The 21,752-nt window shown below is 61.1% G+C and carries 22 protein-coding genes and 1 pseudogene; 3 read left to right on the forward strand and 20 right to left on the reverse strand.

Annotated features, from left to right (window positions below; all coding sequences use genetic code 11):
* Positions 1-10: 10 nt before the first annotated feature.
* From ygfK to AB5Z54_RS00775, 3 genes are all read right to left on the reverse strand, one after another.
* Positions 11-3,010 (reverse strand): putative selenate reductase subunit YgfK, encoded by a 3,000-nt coding sequence (gene ygfK, locus AB5Z54_RS00765; RefSeq protein WP_368159687.1) that lies wholly within the window; start codon positions 3,008-3,010, stop codon positions 11-13.
* 149 nt (positions 3,011-3,159) lie between these two features.
* Complete coding sequence (gene ssnA, locus AB5Z54_RS00770; RefSeq protein ID WP_368159689.1) at positions 3,160-4,515, reverse strand: putative aminohydrolase SsnA; 1,356 nt, start codon at positions 4,513-4,515, stop codon at positions 3,160-3,162.
* A 196-nt stretch (positions 4,516-4,711) separates the two neighbouring features.
* Positions 4,712-6,106 (reverse strand): uracil-xanthine permease family protein, encoded by a 1,395-nt coding sequence (locus tag AB5Z54_RS00775; RefSeq protein ID WP_035137475.1) that lies wholly within the window; start codon positions 6,104-6,106, stop codon positions 4,712-4,714.
* Between the two features lie 352 nt (positions 6,107-6,458).
* On the opposite strand from AB5Z54_RS00775, the gene AB5Z54_RS00780 reads away from it, so the two are divergent.
* Positions 6,459-7,115, forward strand: a complete 657-nt coding sequence (locus AB5Z54_RS00780; protein WP_271758618.1) for a helix-turn-helix transcriptional regulator — start codon at positions 6,459-6,461, stop codon at positions 7,113-7,115.
* 112 nt (positions 7,116-7,227) lie between these two features.
* On the opposite strand, the gene AB5Z54_RS00785 is transcribed toward AB5Z54_RS00780, so the two are convergent.
* Entirely contained in the window at positions 7,228-7,605 is a 378-nt protein-coding gene (locus AB5Z54_RS00785; protein ID WP_055285184.1) for a RidA family protein, read from the reverse strand.
* Between the two features lie 300 nt (positions 7,606-7,905).
* Here AB5Z54_RS00785 and AB5Z54_RS00790 point away from each other — a divergent pair, with 300 nt between their 5' ends.
* Positions 7,906-10,398, forward strand: a complete 2,493-nt coding sequence (locus tag AB5Z54_RS00790; RefSeq protein WP_368159691.1) for a U32 family peptidase — start codon at positions 7,906-7,908, stop codon at positions 10,396-10,398.
* A 15-nt stretch (positions 10,399-10,413) separates the two neighbouring features.
* Positions 10,414-11,073 (forward strand): RluA family pseudouridine synthase, encoded by a 660-nt coding sequence (locus AB5Z54_RS00795; protein ID WP_233502584.1) that lies wholly within the window; start codon positions 10,414-10,416, stop codon positions 11,071-11,073.
* 431 nt (positions 11,074-11,504) lie between these two features.
* On the opposite strand, the gene AB5Z54_RS00800 is transcribed toward AB5Z54_RS00795, so the two are convergent.
* From AB5Z54_RS00800 to AB5Z54_RS00875, 16 genes and pseudogenes are all read right to left on the reverse strand, one after another.
* Entirely contained in the window at positions 11,505-12,251 is a 747-nt protein-coding gene (locus AB5Z54_RS00800) for a DeoR/GlpR family DNA-binding transcription regulator (protein ID WP_368159692.1), read from the reverse strand.
* Between the two features lie 3 nt (positions 12,252-12,254).
* The gene (locus AB5Z54_RS00805) at positions 12,255-13,334 is read right to left on the reverse strand and encodes a Gfo/Idh/MocA family protein (RefSeq protein WP_195544432.1); all 1,080 of its coding nucleotides are present in this window, start codon (positions 13,332-13,334) and stop codon (positions 12,255-12,257) included.
* Positions 13,335-13,664: 330 nt separating this feature from the next.
* A complete protein-coding gene (gene rplX, locus AB5Z54_RS00810) occupies positions 13,665-13,970 on the reverse strand; it encodes a 50S ribosomal protein L24 (RefSeq protein ID WP_006235043.1) in 306 nt (101 codons plus the stop codon).
* 13 nt (positions 13,971-13,983) lie between these two features.
* On the reverse strand, positions 13,984-14,352 hold the full coding sequence (gene rplN, locus AB5Z54_RS00815; protein WP_006235041.1) for a 50S ribosomal protein L14: 369 nt from the start codon (positions 14,350-14,352) through the stop codon (positions 13,984-13,986).
* A 118-nt stretch (positions 14,353-14,470) separates the two neighbouring features.
* The gene (rpsQ, locus tag AB5Z54_RS00820) at positions 14,471-14,731 is read right to left on the reverse strand and encodes a 30S ribosomal protein S17 (protein WP_006235040.1); all 261 of its coding nucleotides are present in this window, start codon (positions 14,729-14,731) and stop codon (positions 14,471-14,473) included.
* A gap of 16 nt (positions 14,732-14,747) precedes the next feature.
* Positions 14,748-14,963, reverse strand: a complete 216-nt coding sequence (gene rpmC, locus AB5Z54_RS00825) for a 50S ribosomal protein L29 (RefSeq protein ID WP_006235039.1) — start codon at positions 14,961-14,963, stop codon at positions 14,748-14,750.
* 86 nt (positions 14,964-15,049) lie between these two features.
* Positions 15,050-15,466: pseudogene (rplP, locus tag AB5Z54_RS00830) on the reverse strand (50S ribosomal protein L16); the annotation flags it as partial.
* The gene (gene rpsC, locus AB5Z54_RS00835; RefSeq protein ID WP_006235037.1) at positions 15,466-16,176 is read right to left on the reverse strand and encodes a 30S ribosomal protein S3; all 711 of its coding nucleotides are present in this window, start codon (positions 16,174-16,176) and stop codon (positions 15,466-15,468) included. The gene rpsC and the pseudogene rplP, both read right to left, overlap by 1 nt.
* Before the next feature lie 6 nt (positions 16,177-16,182).
* Positions 16,183-16,554 carry a 50S ribosomal protein L22 gene (gene rplV / locus AB5Z54_RS00840; RefSeq protein WP_006235036.1) on the reverse strand — a complete coding sequence of 124 codons (372 nt, stop codon included), beginning with the start codon at positions 16,552-16,554 and terminating at the stop codon, positions 16,183-16,185.
* Positions 16,555-16,568: 14 nt separating this feature from the next.
* The gene (gene rpsS, locus AB5Z54_RS00845; RefSeq protein WP_006235035.1) at positions 16,569-16,829 is read right to left on the reverse strand and encodes a 30S ribosomal protein S19; all 261 of its coding nucleotides are present in this window, start codon (positions 16,827-16,829) and stop codon (positions 16,569-16,571) included.
* 32 nt (positions 16,830-16,861) lie between these two features.
* Complete coding sequence (rplB, locus tag AB5Z54_RS00850) at positions 16,862-17,692, reverse strand: 50S ribosomal protein L2 (protein ID WP_117583062.1); 831 nt, start codon at positions 17,690-17,692, stop codon at positions 16,862-16,864.
* 179 nt (positions 17,693-17,871) lie between these two features.
* Positions 17,872-18,159, reverse strand: a complete 288-nt coding sequence (gene rplW, locus AB5Z54_RS00855; protein WP_006235033.1) for a 50S ribosomal protein L23 — start codon at positions 18,157-18,159, stop codon at positions 17,872-17,874.
* On the reverse strand, positions 18,160-18,786 hold the full coding sequence (rplD, locus tag AB5Z54_RS00860; RefSeq protein WP_006235032.1) for a 50S ribosomal protein L4: 627 nt from the start codon (positions 18,784-18,786) through the stop codon (positions 18,160-18,162).
* Between the two features lie 46 nt (positions 18,787-18,832).
* A complete protein-coding gene (gene rplC / locus AB5Z54_RS00865; protein WP_035137484.1) occupies positions 18,833-19,453 on the reverse strand; it encodes a 50S ribosomal protein L3 in 621 nt (206 codons plus the stop codon).
* A 449-nt stretch (positions 19,454-19,902) separates the two neighbouring features.
* Complete coding sequence (locus AB5Z54_RS00870; protein ID WP_368159694.1) at positions 19,903-20,529, reverse strand: histidine phosphatase family protein; 627 nt, start codon at positions 20,527-20,529, stop codon at positions 19,903-19,905.
* A gap of 39 nt (positions 20,530-20,568) precedes the next feature.
* Positions 20,569-21,723, reverse strand: coding sequence for a cation diffusion facilitator family transporter (locus AB5Z54_RS00875; protein WP_368136477.1), 1,155 nt, complete (start codon positions 21,721-21,723; stop codon positions 20,569-20,571).
* Between the last annotated feature and the right edge of the window lie 29 nt (positions 21,724-21,752).

Here is a 21,752-nt window from a genome sequence, read left to right on the forward strand (position 1 = left end):
AGAGACTCGCCTATTTCTTAAGAAGGTACGAATAGTTGTCGCGCACGGCCCTGATGGTCAGGCGGACGGCCTCGGGCAGACCGGTGTTGACGGCATCGACCGAGACGGTGCGGACCGTGCCGGCGACGCGGACCTTAAAGTGGTCCTCGTCCACGGCCAGGAAGCCCTCGTTCTCGGAGTTCTCCATGTCCTCCTCGCTCCAGAACAGGGTGAGCTTGTCCTTGTAGGGGCGGCCCTCCTGGTAGGGGCAGAACACGGCGCAGTTGCCGCACTCGTTGCACATACCGTCGACGTGGACGACCTGATGCCTGGCCAGGCCCGGCACCTTAATGGCCACGTTGGCGCGGTTGGGGCATACGTCGCAGCAGACCTCGCACACCGAGCCGCAGCCCAGGCAGCGGGTCTTGGTGCAGTTGCGCTTGTCGCGGCACAGCGACCCCTTGCGCTCGTAGCAGGTGTCCTCGCGGCCAGCCTGCTCGTTGCAATCGGCGTACTTGTTAAAGTCCACGCCGGCGATGGCGCGGGCGACTTCGGCGGCGTCGGCGATGGCCTCGACCACGGTAGCCGGACCGCGACGGCAGTCGCCCGCAGCCCAGACGCCCTCGACGCCGGTGGAGGTGGCGGCAAGACGGCCGCGACGGTCGTGCTCAACGCCCGCGGCGTCGTACAGGCTGGCATCGATGCCCTCGCCCACGGCGCAGATCACCGTGGTGGCGGGAAGCTCGACGGTCTCGCCCGTGGCGACGGGGCTGCGACGGCCGCTTGCATCCGGCTCGCCAAGCTCCATAACGTCGCAGGTCAGCACGGCGCCATTGAGCGCCTTGGGCGCCAGCAGCTCGCAGAACTCAACGCCGTCGGCAAGAGCAAGATCGAGCTCTTCCTCGTCGGCGGGCATCTGCTTCTTGGTGCGGCGATACACCAGGCGCACGTTCTTCACACCAGCCAGGCACTTGGCCACGCGGGCAGCATCCATGGCGGTGTTGCCGGCGCCAATGACCACGACGTCCTCGCCCAGCTCGAGCTTCTCGCCCTTCTTGGCGGCCTCGAGGAGCTCCAGCACGTCGAGCTCGGCACCCTCGCCCAAACCTGCAGAGCCGGGCATCCAGGCACCGGTGGCCACGACTACGTCGGTAAAGCCCTGGGCCTTGAGCTCGTCAATGGAATTCACGCGGGCGTTGAGCTGCACCTTGGCGCCAAAGGCCAGGCAGAGCTCAGCATCGTGGGAAATATCGTCGCTGGCGATACGGAACTCGGGGATGACGTGACGGACCACGCCGCCGAGCGAATCGCGGGCCTCAAAGATGGTGACGGGCACGCCGGCGCGCGTCAGGAAGAACGCCGTCGCCAGGCCGGCCGGGCCGCCGCCGATAACGGCAACGTTGCGCTCGCCGTCGTTGGCGATAGCCTGGGCGCGCAGCTTGGGCAGCACCGCAGTCATGGCCTCGCGGGCGGCCTTGAGCTTGCTGGCGCGAATCTGGGCGCCCTCGGGCTCGTAGAACGCACGCTCGCAGGCACGGCCGCAGGGATGCGGGCAGATGGTGCCGGTAATGAACGGTAGGGCGTTGCGCTCGATGATGATGTTGAGCGCATCCTCGTAGCGGCCCTCGTCAACAGCCGCCAGGTAGGCGGGAATATCCTGCTGGATAGGGCAGCTCGTACGGCACGGCGTCGTAAAGCAGTCGGAAAGCGGGCTCTTGCCGGCGACCTTGCGATCGGGCAGCGGGCGCAGCGGCTTCTTGTAGAGCGGGTTGGTGAGCGAGTCGGTCTGGATCGCGGTCACGGCGTCGAGCGAGACGCCCGCGAACGGCTTGCCATCCAGGTCGGCAAACTCGCCGGCCATCTGGCTAAAGCGCTCGTAGCCACCGGGCTTGAGCACGTCGGTCGCCAGGGTGACGGGCCAAATGCCGGCGTCATACAGGGCGCGGATGTTGTAGACCGTGGCGCCGCCGGAGTAGCTGATGCGCAGCTTGCCATCGAACTGCTCGGTAATGCGGCGGGCGGCCTCGATGGTCAGCGAGAACAGCGAGCGGCCGGACATGTACATCTCGGTAGAGGGCAGCTCGTTTCTCGTCACGTCGACGGGGAACGTGTTGGTCAGTTTGACGCCAAACTCCAGGCCGCGCTCGGCGCACAGGGCAAGCAGGCGCTCGAACATAGGCACGGCATCGGCCCACTGCAGGTCCTCGCGGAAGTGCGTGTCATCGAAGACGATGTAGTCAAAGCCCAGCTCGTTGAGGCGCTGACGTGCAAACTCATAGCCCAGCAGCGTGGGGTTGCACTTAATGTAGGTGTTGAGGCCCTTCTCGGTGATCAGATAGGTCGCGATGCGCTCGATCTCCGCCGGAGGGCAGCCGTGCAGGGTGGACTCGGTGATGGAGTTGGAGACGCGTGCCGGGATGGACTCGACGAACGCGGCGTCGACATGCTCAAACTTGTCCAGGTTGGCGAGCGCCCATGCGCGGCACTCGTTCCAGACGTCGGAGCCGCTGGCGTCCTTCATGCCCTCGATGTAGGCGTCGACCTTGGGGCTCTTGATGCCCTCCAGGTCATAACCCACGGACATGTTGAAGACAAAGCCGTCCGGGCTGCCCAGGCCGCACTCGCGAGCGATCAGGTGGCAGGCAAACCATGCCTTCACGTACTCGGCAAAGGCCTGCGGAACCTCGAGCTCGGTCGACCACTCGCAGTTGTAGCACTCGTCCTGTGCCACGATGCAGGGCTTGTTCACACACTTGGAGAGCTCCTCGCCGTCCATAACCTGAACGGTCTTGAGCTCAAAGAAGCGGGAACCGGCCACATAAGAGGCCACGATGTTCTGGGCAAGCTGCGTGTTGGGTCCGGCGGCCGGGCCAAACGGGGTCTCGATGCGCTCGTCAAAAATGGGAAGCGCACCCTCCTGGTTGGCCGTGACCATCTTGCGCACGCCAAAGACGGCGCCCTGAGTCTTGTGCTCCTCGATGATCCAGTTCATCAGCTGCGAAAACGGGATCGGCCTCATGATGTCGCTCATAGTGAGCTCCTCTCTGTAACGCCCGGCGAGACCGCGCGGCGGGCGCAAATACGGTGTAGCGCTAGCACAGCGCCGGCGACCCCGCGGAGGTCGCCTATACGCGCGTCGAATGCGGCGAAACACCCGACGCGCGTGAATCTACTTGTGAATTAGTAGGTGCGATCGTTGAGCGTGCTCCAGAGCTTCTTGGACTCAGCCATGGTCCACGCGTTGATCTTGTCCTCATCAATCCCAACGAACTCGCGATCCTTGTACAGGACGCGGCCGTTGATGATGGTGGTGCGGCAGTTTTTGCCCATCATGCCAAAGAGCATGTGGCCGTCGATATTCTCCTCGCTCAGCGGCGTAAAGGGCTTGTAGTCCATGACGATGACGTCGGCGGCAGCGCCGGCCTCGAGCACACCGAGCTTGCGATCGAAGTACTTGCTCGCCATCTTGGCGTTGTTCTCGAACAGCATGGTCATGGCCTCGCACCAGCCCACGTTGGGCATGGCGGCATTGTGGCGCTGAATGATCAGGAAGACCTTGAGGCTCTCGAGCATATCGTGGGTGTAGGCGTCAGTACCCATGCACACGGGGATGCCGCGGCGGAAGAACTCGAGCACGGGGGCGCAGCCCACGGCGTTGCCCATATTAGATTCGGGGTTGTTGACGAGCCAGGTGCCGGACTCCTTGACGATGTCCATCTCGGCGGGCGTCACGTGGATGCAGTGACCCAGCATGGTGTCGGGACCGAGCAGATTGTGCTGCAGCAGGCGCTCGACGGGGCTAATGCCACCGCGGTTGAGGCGGGAATCCCACACGTCGTTCATGCCCTCGCACACGTGGATGTGGAAGCCGGTCAGGCCGTTGTTGGCCTCGGCCATCTTGTCCATGGTCTCGTCCGAAAGCGTAAAGGTGGCGTGACCGCCAAACATGGCGGCGATCATGTGGTTGTCGTTATCGCGACGCTCCTTGGCGGCCCACTGGGCAAATTCGGCATTCTCGGCAATGGCCTGGTCGCGTTTTTCCTGACCGCGGCGGTCGGAGACCTCGTAGCACAGGCACGAACGCATACCCAGCTCCTGCGCGGCGTCCTTAATGGTAAAGAGGCTGCCCGGGATCTCGCAGAAGCTTGCATGGTGATCGAAGATCGTGGTGACGCCATCGCGGATGGAGTCCAGAATCGTGGCATAGGCGCTTGCCTTGGTGCCGTCGAGCGTCAGGTTGTCGTCAACCTTCCACCACTGCTGCTCAAGATTCTCCAGGAAGTTGGTGGGGTTGCAGCCCTTAATGGCAAGGCCGCGGGCCAGACCCGAGTAGATGTGAGTGTGGCAGTTAATAAGTCCGGGCATGATGAGGTTGCCCTGGGCGTCGACGTACTCGGCATTCGGGTACTTGGCCTTGAGCTCGCGCTCGGGGCCCACTTCGACGATCGTATCTCCGTCAATAGCGACCGCACCGTTGGGAACGAACGGAGTCTGAGCGTTGCGGGTAAAGACGGAACCGTTAGCGACCAGAAGCATAAATGCTCCCTTCAACATCAGGGGCGGGGTTTGACACCTCTGACATGGCGGAAGTGCGAAGCGCCGGCCTACACCGGAAACGGGCCCTCTCCCGTCAACGCTTCACCAAAGGGACAAGCCCTTTGAAGTGCGGCTTGGCGCCGCATGGCGCCGGCGGACGAGGCGATGCGTCCGCCGGCGAATAGCACCGAATTGGTTACTTCTTGCTCTCGGGCAGGACCAGATCCACAGCGGCATCCTTGGCGGCATCGATGTGCTGAGCCACGACCGGCGTCTGCGGAAGGATCAGGTTAAGGACAATGGCCATGATGGCGGTGGGGGTCACGGCGTTGGAGCCGATGACGGTGGACACCCAGGTGGGCATGCCCTCGCCGGCAAGGCAACCGCTGGCCATCCAGATACCCAGGCCAAAGACAACAGAGGTGCCGACGATGGTGGTGGTGCGCTGCGTGAGACCCTCGCGGGTGAACATGCGCACACCGTTCATGGTGATGGTGCCAAAGACGCCGACGGTCGCGCCGCCGATGACAGGCTGCGGGATGGCGGAGAGCACGGCAGAGAGCTGCGGGAACAGACCGGCGATGGCAAAGACGGCCGCGATGATCACAAAGACCCACTTGTTGACGACCTTGTTGGAGCAGATGATGCCCACGTTCTGGCCAAGGGCGCTGGTGGGAAGACCGCCCAGCAGGCCGCCGACCATAGAGGTGAGGCCCTGGGACACGATAGCACCGGAGAGCTCGCGCTCGGTGGGCATACGGTCGATGGAGCCCAGGCAGGCAGCGGAGACGTCGCCGATAACCTGAATGGCAACCATGGGGAACACGACGGCGAGGGTAATGCAGACCTCGGGATCAAACTCGAGCGCGTAGGGCATGAGCTTGGGAAGGGCGAAGACCTGAGCGGTGGCGACGCTGGAGAAGTCGATCATGCCAAAGGGGATGGAGACGATCATGCCAACGATCATGCCAAAGAATACGGAGCCCAGCTTGAGCGTGCCCTTGCCAAAGTTGGCGAGCGCAAAGACCACGGCGAAGGTGATAAGAGCAACGCACCAGGCCTGCGGGGTGCCCCACAGCGGCGTACCCATACCGCCGGCCATGTACTTGACGGCCGTGGGATAGAGAGAGACGCCAATGGAGAAGATGACCGTACCGGTCACGACGGGCGGGAACAGCCACTTGATCTTGCTGTAGGCCAGACCAAAGAGGACCGCGACGGCACCGCCGACAATCTCGCCGCCCAGCAGCGCGCCAAAACTAAAGCCCGAGGCGCCCATGGCCTGAAGGGCCGGCAGGAACGCGAACGAAACGCCCATGACGATGGGCAGGCCGCCGCCAATGCGACGGAAGGGAGCGAAGGCCTGAAGGGCCGTGTCGATTGCCGAAAGAATGAGCGCAACCTGAATGATGTCGGTGCTCTGCTGGCTATTAAAGCCGTAGACGCCGGCCATGATGACCGCCGGTGTAATGATGCCGGCAAACGATGCCAGTACGTGCTGAAGGGCACACGGGATCATTTCCTTAACGGGCGGCATGCCTTCGCGAGTGAACAGGGCTTCAGTGCCGTTCGTAACCGTCTCCTGGGTCATTTGACCACCAATCCTCGAAGTAGTTGTTTTCGCATCTAACGCTCTATTGTGACGCAGTGCGGGGTTGAGGTTGTGCCTTCGTTGCTTATCGTATTAAAGATGATTCTCATTCTCAATAATAATTTTTTGTTATCAGACTATTCTTGAGCTGAGACAATGCATTTCCGCAGGTCAAGAAAGTGTCTGGTCAAAATAACATCTAACTTTTCTTTTGGTCGACCGTTTACCGCCGAATTCCTACCGCTCGTCTGTATTACGCAATGTACCTGCGAATATACGAGATGAGGAATGGCGTGTTACCATGAGAAAAAATTGTTATGAACATTTCCGATTTCACCCCAAGGAGTTGCCCGTGAACGAGACCGTACGTCGCTTTTTGCCGATGGTCGATTTCCTGGAACAGATACTCGGCAAAAACAGCGAAATCGTGCTGCACGATTTCTCGGATCCCGACCACGCCATCGTCGATATTCGCAACGGCATCGTGAGCGGTCGCAAGGTCGGCGGTCCCGCCACCGACCTGGCGCTCAAGATCATGCACGACGCCAAGTATCGCGACCTGCCGTTTATTACGGGCTACGAGGGCCGCGGTGCCGGTGGCAAGACATTGGAGTCGGCGACGTACTTTATCCGCGAGAATGACGAGATCGTCGGCATGCTCTGCGTCAACACCGACCTCTCGACCGTGCGCTCCATCAACGCCATGGCACAGCAGCTCATGGCGTGCTTCGACGCGGCGCCGACGCGCACGGAGCCCGCCTCTATCGAGGTCGAAAGCCTTTCGGAGTCCACACAGGAGCTCATCGACCGCAGCATTGCCGAGCTGCTGAGCGCTCGCGGGCTGGATGTAGCGTCGCTTGGTCAGAGCGACCGCGTGGACGTCATTCGCCACCTCAACGGCAACGGGGTGTTCATGCTCAAGGGCGCCGTGGCCTGCGCCGCCACCGCGCTGGGCATCTCGGAGCCCAGCGTCTACCGCTACCTGCAAAAAGTCCGCAAGGAAGGCTAACGAGCAAAATGGAGCGCGGCTCCACAAGCGATCCGTCACTTGATAAAAGACCCTGCAGCTCGCACGCGCTGCAGGGTCTTTTTGCATGTCATGTTTAGTTGTGGCCAACGCCTTAGAGAGCGGCAACGACCTCGATCTCGACCAGACCGCCAGCCGGAAGGGCGGCAACCTGGAAGGCGCTGCGCGCGGGGAACGGGGCCTCGAACTTGGAGGCGTAGATCTCGTTCACGGCGGCGAAGTCGGCGATGTCGGCCAGGTAGACCGTGGTCTTGACGACATCGGCAAAGGTGGCGCCGGCAGCGGTCAGCAGGGCCTCGACGTTGGCGAGGGACTGCTTGGCCTGGGCCTCGACGCCCTCGGGCATCTTGCCGGTTGCGGGATCGATGCCCAGCTGGCCGGACAGGAACACCATGTTGCCGGCCTGGATACCGGGGGAATACGGGCCGATGGCTGCGGGTGCGTTATCGGAAGACACGACGGTCTTGCTCATGTTTTTCTCCTTACGATCAATTGAGAGAGCGTGAGCGCGGTGTTCACACCGGGAGGCACAGTTCGGTCTGAACACCGCGCTTGATTGGGATAGTACTCAAGGTTTCTGTTTGATGCAAGAATATTATCAGCTTGCGAGAATATTTTATCGCCCAACGGTTTCCCCGAACCGCTGAACGGTTCTCATGTGGAGCAGCCAGTCCAAGCTGCTGAAGACTTTGTCCTGCTTAGGCTGCGGGCGTCGCCCACCGCAGCGACGCCACTATAATTTTCAGTGTCTGAGCATTTTGAAAGGCAGGATATGACCGCAACCGCCAGTCGAACCACCAACCGCAGACCCGAGCTTTTAGCGCCCGCCGGAGGACCCGAGCCCTTTGCCGCCGCACTCGCCGCTGGCGCTGATGCCATCTACTGCGGCATGGGCAGCTTCAACGCCCGCCGCAAGGCCACCAACTTTACCGACGAGGCCTTTGAGCAGGCCTGCCGTGCTGCACACCTGGCCGGGTCGCGCGTCTACGTCACGGTCAACATCGTCATCAAGCAGTCCGAGATGGACGATGCGCTGCAACTCATCCATCGTTGCTCCACGCTGGGCGCCGACGCCTTCATCATCCAAGACTGGGGCCTGTTCTTTGAGGTCAAGCGCACGATGCCCGGCATCGAGACACATATCTCAACCCAGGCGAACATCCATGACGACCGCGGGACTATCTGGTGCCGCGAGCAGGGCGCCGACCGCGTGACCCTCTCGCGCGAGCTTTCCATCGACGAGATTGCCGCCATTCACGATGCCGCGCCCGATGTGGACCTTGAAGTCTTTAGCCACGGTGCCATCTGCTTTTGCTACTCGGGCCTGTGCCTGCTCTCGAGCTTTGCCATGGCGGGCCGCTCGGCCAACCGCGGCATGTGCGCTCAGCCCTGTCGCCTGCCTTACGAGCTGATCGACGAGAACGGCCGCACGCTCTCCCCTGCTGGTCGCGAGCGCGCTCTATGCCCGCGTGACACCAACACCTCACAGCTTGTTCGCCGTCTGTATGACGCCGGCGCCGCATCGCTCAAGCTCGAGGGCCGCATGAAGGCGCCCGATTACGTGTACTCAATCGTCGATGTGTATCGTCACGAAATTGACGACATGCTGGCAGGGGTCGCCGTTGCCAAGGACGAGGAAGCCGCCCGCCAGCGCCAGCTCAAGCGCTGCTTCAACCGCGACTTTACGCACGCCTATCAGGACGGCACCTCGGGCGACGAGATGATGAGCTACGAGCGCTCCAACAACCGCGGCCAGATCGTGGGCACGGTGCTGGGCAGCCGCCCGGCCAACCGCGATGTGCGCGGCCTCAAGCCCGACGACCGCCGTCGCCGCGCCGCCATCGCCCGCATTGAGCTGTTTGAGCCCGTGGGCAAGGGCGACCTGCTGGAGCTTCGCCACGATAACGAGTTTGACCAGTTCCTGACCACCATTGCCGCCGATGATGCCGCCGCGGGCGATGTTATCGAGTGCCGCGTGCCCCGCAGCATGCCCGGGGGCTGCCGCGTCCGCGTGATTCGCAGTCAGCGTGCCATCGACGCCGCCGGTGCCGCGCTCAAGCGCGATGTGCTGCGCCGCCGAGCTGTTGATGTGTCCGTCGTGGCGCGCCTGGGCGAGCCGTTTACTGTCACACTCACTTGCTGCGACAACCCCGCGCTCACCGCCACCGCCACGGGCTTCACCGTCGAGGCCGCCAAGACCTGCGCGGTCAAGGCATCCGACCTGGTTGAGCATGTGGGCCGCATGGGCTCCTCGCCCTTTGAGGCGGCGAGCTTTGATGTGGCGCTCGATGAGGGCTGCGGTATGGGCTTCTCTGCCGTGCACAAGGTGCGTGCCGCCGCCTGTAAGGCCTTGGAGGAGGCCATTCTGGAGCCGTACGAGGAGCGCGCGAAGACGCTCGAGTTGCCGGTGCTCGACAAATGTACGCGCCCCATGCCCGAGCACTACCGCGACGAGCCGCAGATCTGCGCCGCCGTCACCACGCTCGAAGCCGCCGAGGCGGCTCGTGCCGAGGGCGCCACGCGCATCTATATGACCACCGACGCGCTCGAGGCTGTCGGACTCTCCCCTGCCGATGCATTTGAGCAGGGTATCGTGCCCGTACTCGACGAGGTCTGCCGTGCCGTCGACCACGAGCGCGTCGACCCGTGGGTTGTTGCCGGTGCCACGGTGGCTATTGGCAACATCTCCGAGCTTGCCCTGGCCGCCCAGGTTGGCGCCACGGCAGAAGTCCGCTCTTGTCTGCCCGTGCACAACACGGCCTGCATGGAGGCGCTTGCCGGGCGCGGAGCCGGTGCGTTTTGGCTCTCGCCCGAGATCACGCTCGACGAGATTGTCTCGCTCGGCGCCGCCGCGCCCGCGGCTCTGGGCATCACCGTCTTTGGCCGCCCGCGCGTCATGACAAGCGAGCATTGCATTCTGCAGGTCGCCAACGGCTGCATCCACGATTGCGCCAACTGCCGCCTGCGTGCCCGCAAGCTCTCGCTCAAGAATATCGACGGAAAGGTCATGCCCGTCCGCACCGACATCCACGGCCGCTCTCGCCTGTACGATGCTTATCCCATCGACCTCACGCCGCAGGTTCCTCAGCTGCTCGATGCCGGCGTGCGTCGTCTCATGGTGGACGGAACGCTGCTCGAGACGGATGAGGTGGGCCGTGCCGTCGCCCGCGTCCGTCGTGCCGTCGAGGCCGCGCAGGCCGGCCGCAAGCCCGCCGCCCGTCTGCGCGGGGCGACCTCGGGCTGCATGTTTGTGGGAATCAGCTAACCGAAAGGCTTACACGTGAACGAAGAACCTCAAGTCCTCTACTGCGACGCCTGGCTCATGGCCATCGACAAGCCCGCCGGCATGATCGTCCACGGCGACGGCACCGGCGAGCGCACACTCACCGACTACGCCAGCGACCTGCTGCTGGCGATGGGCGACGGCTTTGCCGCGACCGACATGCAGCCGCTCAACCGCCTGGACCGCGACACCACCGGCGTGGTGTTGTTCTCGCTCGACAAGCAGACGCAGCCCGCCTTTGACCAGATGGTCATCGACCACGCTTTCGAAAAGCACTACCTGGCGCTCGCCGAGGGCAAGATCGACTGGAACGAAAAGCTCATCGACAAGCCCATCGCCCGCGACCGTCACGACAGCCGCAAGATGCGCGTCGGCGCCAGCGGCAAGCCGTCTCAGACGCGCGTGAAGGTGCTCAAGCGTCTTAAGAGCCGTCGTGGCCTGCCCACGCGCTCGTATATCGATGTCGAGTTGCTCACCGGCCGCAAGCACCAAATCCGTGTGCACCTGGCAAGCGAGCATCATCCCCTGGTTGGCGACGACCTGTACGGAACGCCGCGCCCCTGCGGCCTGATGCTCCACGCCCACAGCGTGTCCTTCACGCATCCCGTAACCGGCGAGCACATCCACATCGAAGCCCCCTGCCCCTGGGAGCCCTAAACCACCACAATGGGGACAGGCACCTTTGTGGTGGTTTTGCCGCAATGGCTCAGCCGCGGTCCCAAAACGTCTCGATCTGTAACAGTTAGAGCCCATTTTCCGGTCGGTCTGTTACAGATCGAGACATTCGAATCCCCCTTAAGGGAAAATCTCAATCTGTAACAATAACTCGGCAAAATCGGTCCCAGATGTTACAGATTGAGACAAAGGGACGGCGCGGCTCGGAAGTATCTCGATCTGTAACACCTAGCCCACTTTTAACGGTCTAGTTGTTACAGACTTAGACAAAACCGGTAGACAACAAAAGCGGCAACGCCCGTAATGGACGTTGCCGCTTTTCTATTGAGAAAACTACTCGGTTTTCGTTACTAACCACCACAGCGGGGACAGGCACCTTTGTGGTGGCTTTGGCCTTGTCCTGTCCCCTGTCGCTAGACCGTAATGACGTTATCCATCGACTGGTACTTGGCGGATACCTCGCCCGCAGTGATGATCGTTGCATCGCGAAAGTCCGCAAACTTGACGGGCGCCACCATGCCAAATTTGCTGGCGTCTGAGATTACGAAGCGTTTGGCGGTATGGCGCATCGAGATACGCTTGACCTGCGCTTCCTCGATATCCGGTGTGGTGAAGCCCTGCTCGGCGGCAATGCCGTTAGAGCCCCAAAAGCCACAGTTGAAGTTGTAGCGGTCTAAGGTTGCCAAGGCATCGGGACCAACGAGCGCCTCGGTCTCGGGTTTGAGCTCGCCGCCCAGCACCACGGTACGCATGCCGCGCAAAGCAAGGCGCTGAGCATGGAGCACGGAATCGGTCACATAGGTGACATCTTCAAGGTGTGGAAGATGCTCGATGAGCCTGAGCGTCGTCGAGCCCGAGTCGATGTATACAAAGCTCTCAGGCTCCACAAGCGCCGCCGCGCGGGCGCAGATACGCTCCTTGTCATCGTTATGGAGGTCGCTGCGCTCATTAAGCGTTAGGTCGCGCGTCACGTGCGCGCGCTCAAGACTCGTCGCCCCACCGTGGACCTTGGCGATGCGGTGCGCTCGGTCGAGCGTCTGCAGGTCGCGCCGAATGGTAGACGCCGTCACGCCCAGGGCCTCAGCAAGCTCCGGCACGGTAACCGAGCCGGCTCGCTGCACCATCGACACGATCGCGTTGAGCCTATCTTCCGCAAGCATCGCTTACTCCTCCTCGGGGTAGACGACTCCCCAATCGGCGCGGAGCTTGGTCATGAGCTCCATCACATCAGAAGCATAATCCAGAAGCTCACGCTTGGAATCGTCGCCGGCGACGGCCTGCTCGAGGTCAGCCATCTCGTAGCACAGGGCATAAGCCTCGGTGCCCGCGGCGACCTCCTCGCGATGACCGTCCGCGGTCCACACGATCGTCGCGTGATCGGCGCGCGGATACTCGTTGACCTCGACATAGCAATTGTCAAAGCTGATAACCGAGCGCTTTGGCTGCTTGGAGTGGAGCGTAAGGCTCACGACACCCAGCTGCTGCTCGGCATTGCGGCAGACGATGCCGCCTGCAACGTCCACGCCGGTCTCGCAGGTGTTACCCAGAGACACGACCTCGACGGGCTGGCTCGCCATAAACAGGCGCATGACGGACAGGGCGTATACGCCAATATCGAGCATGGCACCGCCGGCGAGGTTGCGATTGTAGAAACGGTTGGTCAGGTCGCCGTACTCCTTGTAGCTACCAAAGTTGAGCTGAGCGAGGTTCATGCGGCCAAACTCGCCGGCATCCATGCGGCGGCGCAGCTCTTGATACAAGGGCATGTGGAGCACCGTGGTAGCGTCCATAAGGACCACGTTGTGTTCGGCGGCAATGGCGCGGGCCTCATCGAGCTCGGCGGAGTTGAGCGTGATGGCCTTCTCGCAGAGAACGTGCTTGCCGGCCGCCAGGGCGGCGCGCAGATAGGTGATATGGGTGTTGTGCGGGGTGGTGATGTAGACGGCGTCGATGTCAGGATCGGCGTAGAGATCCTCAACCGTGTCATAGACCTTCTCGACGCCGTACTGGTCGGCAAAAGTCTGAGCCTTGGTGAGCGTGCGGTTGGCAACGCCCGTAAGCTTGCGGCCGGCCAGGGCAAGGGACTGAGCCATCTGGTTGGCAATAACGCCGCAACCGATCACAGCCCAACGGAGCTCGGGAGCCGTAAAGATGTCGTTAGGGAACGGCTTGTCCTGGACCGAAGCAAATGCTGCTTTGGCGGCTGCCGCGGCGTCGAGTGGAGCCTGCTTGGAATCTGCCATTATGTGTCTCCTGTGTCATAGAACGTCTTGCATTTCTGACAGCTCTATATTCGCACAAACACGCGCGTCTGTGCGCGTTTTTGCGTATCTCACCGCTAAACGGTCATTATTGCCCCGTAAACGGCGCATATATACGCATAGGTGCGTAATTAAACGCAATCTAACGCGCATAAACGCGCACACAAGCAATTTATACAGCACGACCCGCTCATTTATGCTTACCCAGTTAGGGTACTCATTTAAGTCTGTCCCCAATGAGTGGGGATAGAAAAAGGCCCGGGTGCCTTGGGGCATCCGGGCCTTTGCTAGCAACTTGATGTTGCGGGCAGCTTAGAACTTGTGGCCGCACTTCTTGCAGACGCGCAGCTTGTTCTTGCCGTCCTTCTCGTGACCGACGCGGGTAACTTTACCGCACTCGGGGCAAACGAGATTGACGTTGGAGGCGTCGATAGGAGCCTCCTGCGAAACGATGCCGCCCTGCTGGTTGGCAGCGTTGGGCTTGACGGCCTTCTTGACGACCGAAACGCCCTCGACAACGACCTTGTTCTCGGCGGGGAGAGCACGCAGGACAACGCCCTGCTTGCCGCGATCCTTACCAGAGAGAACCTGGACCTTATCGCCCTTCTTGATATACATATATCTCCCCTAACTACAGGGTCTCGGGAGCGAGCGAGACGATCTTCATGTACTTCTTGTCACGAAGCTCGCGAGCGACGGGCCCGAAGATACGGGTGCCGACGGGCGAACCATCGTTGTTGATGACAACACAGGCGTTCTCATCAAAGCGAATGTAGGAGCCATCCTTGCGGCGGATCTCCTTAACGGTGCGAACGACGACGCAACGGACAACGTCCTTCTTCTTGACGTTGGCGCCAGGGGTAGCCTCCTGGACAGCACCGATGAACACATCGCCGATGCCTGCATAACGACGCTTGGAACCGCCAAGCACCTTGATGCAGCGAATCTTGCGAGCGCCGGAGTTGTCGGCGACGTTCAGCATGGTTTGCATCTGAATCATGGTAGATGTTCCTCCGAACTAAGAACCGAAGAGAGGTGCGCAGCCTTTATACGGCCCGTGGTATGCAAGCCAGGCATACGCACATCTTCGGAAACGTACAAGTCGTAAGAGCGACTGCTTATTTAGCGCGCTCGACGACCTCGATGAGGCGCCAACGCTTCATCTTGGACATAGGACGGGTCTCCATAACGCGGACGGTATCGCCCACGCCAGCCGTGCACTCCTCGTCGTGAGCGTGCAGCTTCTTGGAGCTGGTCATCATCTTGCCGTACTTGGGGTGACGCTTGCGCTCGGTGATGGTGACAACAATGGTCTTGGCACCGGAGACGGAGGTAACGACACCCGTACGGACCTTACGCGAGTTACGCGAATCAGTCATGTTCTCTCCTTAGGTCCTACTCGGCGACAGCGGACTTCTCCGCTGCGATCTCGCGGGCGCGCTGCTCCGTGAGGACGCGAGCGATGTCCTTCTTCACGGTGTTGACGCGAGCGGTGTTGTCCAGCTGGCTGGTGGCCATCTGGAAACGAAGGTTAAAGAGCTCGGCGCGCATTTCCTTCAGCTTCTCAACGAGCTGAGCGTCCGAGAGCTCACGAATCTCTGCGGGCTTCATTAGTTCTCCTCCTTGGCGGCGGCGGCGTCCTCAGCAGCCCACTTGGCCTCGAGAGCGGCCTCCTCAGCCATCTCCTTCTCGATGCGCTGCTCAGCGTTCTTAGCAGCAACAATCTTGGTCTTGATGGGGAGCTTGTGCTGCGCAAGACGCAGAGCCTCGCGAGCGACCTCCTCGGGAACACCCTTGACCTCGAACATGATGCGGCCGGGCTTGACGACGGCCACCCACTCCTCGGGGTTACCCTTACCAGAACCCATGCGAGTCTCGGCAGGCTTCTTGGTGATGGGCTTATCGGGGAAGATCGTGATGTAGACACGACCGCCACGCTTCATGTAGCGGGTCATGGCAATACGAGCGGCCTCGATCTGACGGTTGGTGATCCAATGGGCCTCGAGAGCCTGGATACCAAACTCGCCGAAATGCAGCTCGGTATTACCCTTGGCCTGGCCCTTCATGGAGCCACGCTGCACCTTGCGGTGAAGAATACGCTTAGGGGCAAGCACTACTGACCCCTCCTCTCGGAGTTACGACGACGAGGACGGGAAGAGCCCTCGAGTGCAGGGTTGGGAACAGGCTGGCCCGGGAGCTTCTCGCCCAGGTAAATCCAGACCTTCACGCCGCAAGCGCCCATGGTGGTGCTGGCGACAGCCGTGCCGTAGTCGATCTTGGCACGGAGGGTGTGCAGAGGCACGCGACCCTCGCGGTACCACTCACGACGGCCCATCTCGGCACCGCCGAGACGACCAGAGCACTGGATACGGATGCCCTTAGCGCCGGCCTTGCGGGCGGACTGGACAGCCTTGCGCATAGCGCGACGGAAGGCAACGCGGCCCTCAAGCTGCTCGGCGATAGACTGAGCAACGAGGTTGGCGTCGAGCTCGGGGCGCTTGATCTCGACAACGTCGACGGAGAGCTGGCCCTTGGAGACGCCAGCGACCTTCTCGAGCTCGGTGCGGAGGGTATCGATCTCGGCACCCTTCTTACCGATGACAACGCCGGGGCGAGCAGTGAGGATGATGACCTTCACCTTGTCGCCAGCGCGCTCGATCTCGACGCGGGAGACAGCTGCGCGGGAAAGACGCTTCTCGAGGTACTTGCGGATCTCGAGATCGTTACCGAGGGTCTTAGCGTAATCCTTCTCTGCGAACCAGCGGGAGCGCCAGTTCTCGGTGATGCCAAGACGGAAGCCGGTGGGGTAGACTTTCTGACCCATACAGCTTTACGCCTCCTTTCGAGGAGCAACGACGACGGTGATGTGGGAAGTACGCTTCAGAATGCGAGAAGCGGAACCCTTGGCGCGGGGACGGATGCGCTTAAGCGTCGGACCCTCGTCAACATAGGCAGCGGCGACAACCAGGTTGTCGGCACGCAGACCGTTGTTGTTCTCGGCGTTCGCAACGGCGGAACGGAGAACCTTCTCGACATCCACGGCGACGGCGCGGTCGCAGAAGTGGAGGATGTCGAAGGCCTGAGCGACAGGCTTGCGGCGGATCAGATCGACCACCAGGCGGGCCTTGCTGGGGGAAACACGCACGTACTTAGCGACGGCGCGAACCTCGGTGGCCTCAGTTTCAATAGACTTAGTTGCCATTTACGGTTAACCCCCTATTTGGCCTTGTGGCCACGGAACGTACGAGTCGGCGCGAACTCGCCGAGCTTGTGACCAACCATGGACTCGGTAACATACACGGGCACATGCTTGCGGCCGTCGTGGACGGCGATGGTGTGACCAACCATCTCGGGGAAGATGGTGGACGCGCGGGACCAGGTCTTCACGACGTCCTTCTTGCCAGCCTCGTTCATCGCGGTGATACGCGAGAGAAGGCGAGTCTCCACGAACGGGCCCTTTTTGAGACTTCTGCTCATAAGTGCTTTCTCCTAAAACTCGGTATCCGAAATTACTTCTTACGGCGACGAATGATGTGCTGGTTCGAGACCTTCTTCTTCTTGCGCGTACGAAGGCCCTTCGTCGGCTTACCCCAGGGGGTAACAGAGGGACGACCAGAGGTGTGGTTCTTGCCCTCGCCACCGCCGTGCGGGTGGTCGACAGGGTTCATGACGGTACCGCGGACGGTCGGGCGCACGTTCATGTGACGCTTGCGGCCGGCCTTGCCGATGACGATGTTGGCGTGATCGGCGTTGCCGACCTCACCGACGGTGGCGCGGCAGGTAACGAGGATGCGGCGCATCTCGGAGGAAGGCATACGGACGATGGCGTACTTGCCCTCCTTACCCATCAGCTGGCAGGAGTTACCGGCGGAACGGGCGATAGCGGCGCCCTTGCCCGGCTGGAACTCGACGGCGTGGATGAGCGTACCGACGGGGATGTCGGCGAGGGGCAGAGCGTTGCCCGGCTTGATGTCGGCGTCAGAACCGGACATGACGGTCTGACCGACCTCGAGGCCCTTGGGGGCCAGGATGTAGCGCTTCTCACCGTCAGCGTAGTGCAGCAGAGCGATGCGAGCGGAACGGTTCGGATCGTACTCGATCGTGGCAACCTTGGCGGGCACGCCGTCCTTGTTGCGCTTGAAGTCGATCACGCGGTAACGACGCTTCACGCCGCCGCCCTGGTGGCGGGTGGTGATGCGGCCGTTGTTGTTACGACCGGCCTTCTTGGGCAGGGGCTCGAGAAGAGACTTCTCGGGCTTGGTGCAGGTGATCTCGGAGAAGTCGGAGATCGTCTGCCAACGCCTACCAGCGGAGGTCGGCTTAAGGTGCTTTACAGCCATTACAATCCCTTTCAATAGGAATCCGTTAGCCATCGCAGACAGGGATTCGAGGTTCTGCCTCGGGTGCGATGACACCGGACGTATACACGGCTCCGGGCGTGTCCATTTTATACGCCCAAAACCTTGAGCTCTCGCCTCCCCTATTTGGGAGGCATGAGCTCACTCAACAGCAGCGAGTCTTAGGCCTGGTTGCCAAAGACCTCGATGGTGTCGCCCTCGGCCAGCGTGACGATGGCCTTCTTCCAAGAACGGGTCTTGCCGGCGACATAGCGCACGCGCTTGGTCTTGGGCTTGACCGTCAGGGTGTTCACGCGAACGACCTTGACGCCGAAGATCTCCTCGACAGCGTCCTTGATCTGATACTTGTTAGCATCCTTGGCGACCTCGAACGTGTACTTGTTCTGCTCCATGCCGGAGAAGGAACGCTCGGACACGATCGGACGGATGATGATCTCGTGGGCGGTCATTTATGCAAGCACCTCCCCGAAGTGAGCGGCGATGTCGGCGGGCATCAGCACAGCGTTGTTGTTGACGAGATCGTAGGTGTTGGCCTCGTCGGCAGTGATGATGAACGTCTTGGGAATGTTGCGGAACGACAGGTAGGCGTTGACGTCCTCATCGCGAACGATGATGGTCAGACGCTTGCCCTCAAGGCCGAGAGCCTTGAGCATGGCAACGGCAGCCTTGGTGGAAGGCTTCTCGAAGCCGTAGTCGTCGACGAGCACGAGCTCGCCATCGGCCAGCTTGGCGGACAGCGCGGAGCGCATAGCCAGCTTGACCTCCTTGTTGTTCATACGCTTAGCGTAGGAACGGGGCTTGGGGGCGAAGACAACGCCACCGTGACGCCACTGGGCAGCACGGATGGAACCCTGGCGGGCACGACCGGTGCCCTTCTGACGCCAAGGCTTCTTGCCGCCACCGGAAACCTCAGAGCGGCCCTTAGCGGACTGGGTGCCCTGACGCCAAGAGGCCATCTGGCACTTGACGATGTGGTGCATAACGTGGATGTTCGGCTCGATGCCGTACACCTCAGCGGCGAGCTCGGCCTCGGCGACCTTCTTGCCCTCGCTGTTCTTTACTTCAAACTTTGCCATTTAAGTGTTCTCCTTGGTATGACGCTGGGCTAAATGGGCTGGGCCCTTAGGCCATACGGATGGCGACGAGACCATTCTTGGCACCCGGGACAGCGCCCTTGACCAAGATGAGGTTCTGCTCGGCATCGATGCGGACAACGGAAAGGTTCTTGACGGTAACGCGCTCGTTACCCATGTGACCGGCCATCTTGACGCCCTTGAGGACGCGCGCAGGATAGGCGCACTGACCGATAGAACCGGGGTGACGCTGGAAGTGAGAACCATGCGTCATAGGACCGCGGCGCTGACCCCAGCGCTTGATGCGACCCTGGAAGCCCTTACCCTTGGAGGTACCGATGACGTCGACCTTCTCGACATCAGCGAAATCAGCGACGGTGACGACCTCGCCGACCTTGTGCTCCTCGCCGTTCTCGACGCGGACCTCACGAAGGAAGCGGACAGGCTCGACGCCGGCCTTGGCGAAGTGACCAGCCATGGGCTTGTTCACGTTCTTGGCCTTGATGTCGCCGAAACCGATCTGGACGGCGTCATAGCCGTCGGTTGCCTGAGTTTTAACCTGCGAGACAGCGCAGGGGCCAGCCTGGATGACCGTGACGGGAACGACGTTGTCGTCCTCGTCCCAAACCTGGGTCATGCCAATCTTGCGGCCGAGAATCATGCTGATCAAGATATGATCCCAACTCTCGCGTGGTCTTGGGACAATGCGTACACCACCGAGCGTACGCCCCTAGAGGACCACTACTTACACGACGTGCTCTCCAGCCTTGTATTGCGTCCGAACTACCTGACAACCCTATTAAGCAGGCGTTTTGTCCAGCCAGAATACTCCCCTGGTTTCACACAGCTGTTTAGTATACACGGCTGCGGGCGTATCCATCGAGATTCATATTTCACTCACATTGTTTACGCAGGTAAAGTGCGTGGAGTCGCCTGGGCTTGGCAGAGGGGCGGCGAAATATATTAAGTTTGCTGCTCTACAGTCCTGCGCAAGACGGAAAGCACATTAAGTGCTTTCCTTTGCGTGCGGAACTCGCGACAAACTTAATATATTTCGCCGCCCCTCTGCCAAGCCCGGGAGACGACACGTTGATGTCTGCTTAACTCTGCTCGCTCAGGCTAATGACTTTGTTGGGGGTCCACTATTTGCTGGAGGGTGAACTTGCATTGCATTGGCTCGCCTTCTGCTTGTGGCTTTGCCTCATCGAAATTGAAGATCATGATGGCGCAGTTGGGGAGTTTTGCTGGGAGCTCGAAGCCCCCTGGGGCTGCAGCCTTGATGAATTGGCGGCTGGCGCTGCCGTGGCTTACTGCTAGAAGGGTTCCGATACCATCGGCGCCCATGATATTGGTAAGGGTGCCTACCATGCGCTCTTGCAGCGCGCGGCTTCCTTCTCCTCCGAAGGGGACCAAGTCCTCGCCGGGATCCCAGACGTCGGTAGGCAATGCGTCGTGGGGACCTTCTTCGAAGGTGCCGTAGCAGCGCTCGATGATGCCTTCGCAGGGCTCGACTGCGGCGTCCGGGCCGAGAAGTTCGGTTGCGACGAGCTGAGCAGTGTCCATGGCTCGGCCTAAGGGCGAAGAGACTACTTTGTCGGGGACGACGCCGTGGGCTTTGAGCCATGCGGCTGCTATTCCCGCTTGTTTGCGGCCCAGGTCGGTCAACGGTGAATCGCAGCGGCCCTGGACCAGCTTTTTGACGTTGAATTCCGTCTGGCCGTGGCGGAGCAGATACAGCATCTTCATATTCTCCCCTTCTGTATAACTTGCTTTGCAGACACAGCCTTACTCGTGGGTATGCCCTACGTAGTCTTCGTCGATCGTAATCTTGGCAATCGACTTGGGATATTCCGATTCGACCCTCTGGGCCAGCGTTTGCTTGAGCTCATCGGCCCCCATGTCCAAATCCGAGGGTCGCACGCAGTCAAAGATCACATTGGTGTGCGTGGGGCCCGGCACGCAACGCAGATCGTGAATCGAAAGGCGGCTATCGATCTCTTGGGCCATGGCGTTGATGCGCAGGCGCATGCTCGCCACCTTTGAATCGTCGGTCACGATGGGATCGTAATGGAGCGTGACGATCATGCCGTCCTCGTCCCTAAACGACTGCTCGATGTTATCGAGCGTGTCGTGACTTTCCAGCGGGCTGGCCTCGGCCGCCATCTCGGCGTGCGCACTTGCGAACTTCCTGCCCGGGCCATAGTCGTGAACCATTAGGTCATGAACGCCCAAAACGCCGGGATAGCTCATGATCTTGTCTCGGATGTGTTTGACCAACTTGGGATCGGGTGCCTGGCCCAAAAGCGGGCTCACTGTATATTGGATAAGCTCAAAGCCGCTCCAGCCAATATAAGCGCCAACGGCAAGTCCGACCCATGCGTCAAGATTGATGTGCGTCACCTGCGAAACAATTGCGCACGCCAGCACGGCGCCCGTGGCAAGAACATCGTTCTTGGAATCTTGCGCGGTCGCATGCAGCGTTTCGGACTCAATGCGGTCACCGAGCTTTTGGTTGAGGGCCGCCATCCACAGCTTAACAACCATTGAAAGCGCAAGGACTGCCACCAGGGCAAGCGAGAACTCGACAGGTTCGGGGTGGATGACGCGCTCAACCGAGGACTTCACCAGCTCAACGCCAATCAGCAGCACGAGCGCCGCCACGACCAGACCCGAGAGATACTCGTAGCGACCGTGGCCGTAAGGATGCTCGGGGTCGGCCGGCTTGCTCGCCAGCTTAAACCCCAGCACGCTCACGATATTCGAGCTGGCATCGGACAAGTTGTTCATGGCGTCCGCCACAATCGAAACCGATCCCGACAGCACGCCAATTGCACCCTTCGCAGCGCATAGTGCCACATTGGTGAGAATACACACCACGCCCGTCAACGTGCCTACGCACGCACGGTCGCCCTGCGCGCGCTTAACAATCCACTCGACCATCTACATCCGCCCCCACGGTATTACCTATA

Source organism: Collinsella aerofaciens, from assembly GCF_040910185.1.
GTDB classification, from domain to species: Bacteria; Actinomycetota; Coriobacteriia; order Coriobacteriales; family Coriobacteriaceae; genus Collinsella; species Collinsella aerofaciens_BF.

Excerpts from the sequence above, each read along its gene's own strand:
- AB5Z54_RS00775 (WP_035137475.1), bottom strand. The coding sequence starts at position 6,106 with ATGACCCAGGAGACGGTTACGAACGGCACTGAAGCCCTGTTCACTCGC.
- rpmC (WP_006235039.1), bottom strand. The coding sequence starts at position 14,963 with ATGAAGCCCGCAGAGATTCGTGAGCTCTCGGACGCTCAGCTCGTTGAG.
- ygfK (WP_368159687.1), bottom strand. The coding sequence starts at position 3,010 with ATGAGCGACATCATGAGGCCGATCCCGTTTTCGCAGCTGATGAACTGG.
- rplW (WP_006235033.1), bottom strand. The coding sequence starts at position 18,159 with ATGACCGCCCACGAGATCATCATCCGTCCGATCGTGTCCGAGCGTTCC.
- AB5Z54_RS00800 (WP_368159692.1), bottom strand. The coding sequence starts at position 12,251 with ATGCTTGCGGAAGATAGGCTCAACGCGATCGTGTCGATGGTGCAGCGA.
- AB5Z54_RS00785 (WP_055285184.1), bottom strand. The coding sequence starts at position 7,605 with ATGAGCAAGACCGTCGTGTCTTCCGATAACGCACCCGCAGCCATCGGC.
- rplV (WP_006235036.1), bottom strand. The coding sequence starts at position 16,554 with ATGGCAACTAAGTCTATTGAAACTGAGGCCACCGAGGTTCGCGCCGTC.
- AB5Z54_RS00805 (WP_195544432.1), bottom strand. The coding sequence starts at position 13,334 with ATGGCAGATTCCAAGCAGGCTCCACTCGACGCCGCGGCAGCCGCCAAA.
- rpsS (WP_006235035.1), bottom strand. The coding sequence starts at position 16,829 with ATGAGCAGAAGTCTCAAAAAGGGCCCGTTCGTGGAGACTCGCCTTCTC.
- AB5Z54_RS00875 (WP_368136477.1), bottom strand. The coding sequence starts at position 21,723 with ATGGTCGAGTGGATTGTTAAGCGCGCGCAGGGCGACCGTGCGTGCGTA.
- AB5Z54_RS00790 (WP_368159691.1), top strand. The coding sequence starts at position 7,906 with ATGACCGCAACCGCCAGTCGAACCACCAACCGCAGACCCGAGCTTTTA.
- rpsQ (WP_006235040.1), bottom strand. The coding sequence starts at position 14,731 with ATGACTGATTCGCGTAACTCGCGTAAGGTCCGTACGGGTGTCGTTACC.
- AB5Z54_RS00870 (WP_368159694.1), bottom strand. The coding sequence starts at position 20,529 with ATGAAGATGCTGTATCTGCTCCGCCACGGCCAGACGGAATTCAACGTC.
- rplX (WP_006235043.1), bottom strand. The coding sequence starts at position 13,970 with ATGTATATCAAGAAGGGCGATAAGGTCCAGGTTCTCTCTGGTAAGGAT.
- rplD (WP_006235032.1), bottom strand. The coding sequence starts at position 18,786 with ATGGCAAAGTTTGAAGTAAAGAACAGCGAGGGCAAGAAGGTCGCCGAG.
- rplB (WP_117583062.1), bottom strand. The coding sequence starts at position 17,692 with ATGGCTGTAAAGCACCTTAAGCCGACCTCCGCTGGTAGGCGTTGGCAG.
- rplN (WP_006235041.1), bottom strand. The coding sequence starts at position 14,352 with ATGATTCAGATGCAAACCATGCTGAACGTCGCCGACAACTCCGGCGCT.
- ssnA (WP_368159689.1), bottom strand. The coding sequence starts at position 4,515 with ATGCTTCTGGTCGCTAACGGTTCCGTCTTTACCCGCAACGCTCAGACT.
- rpsC (WP_006235037.1), bottom strand. The coding sequence starts at position 16,176 with ATGGGTCAGAAAGTCTACCCCACCGGCTTCCGTCTTGGCATCACCGAG.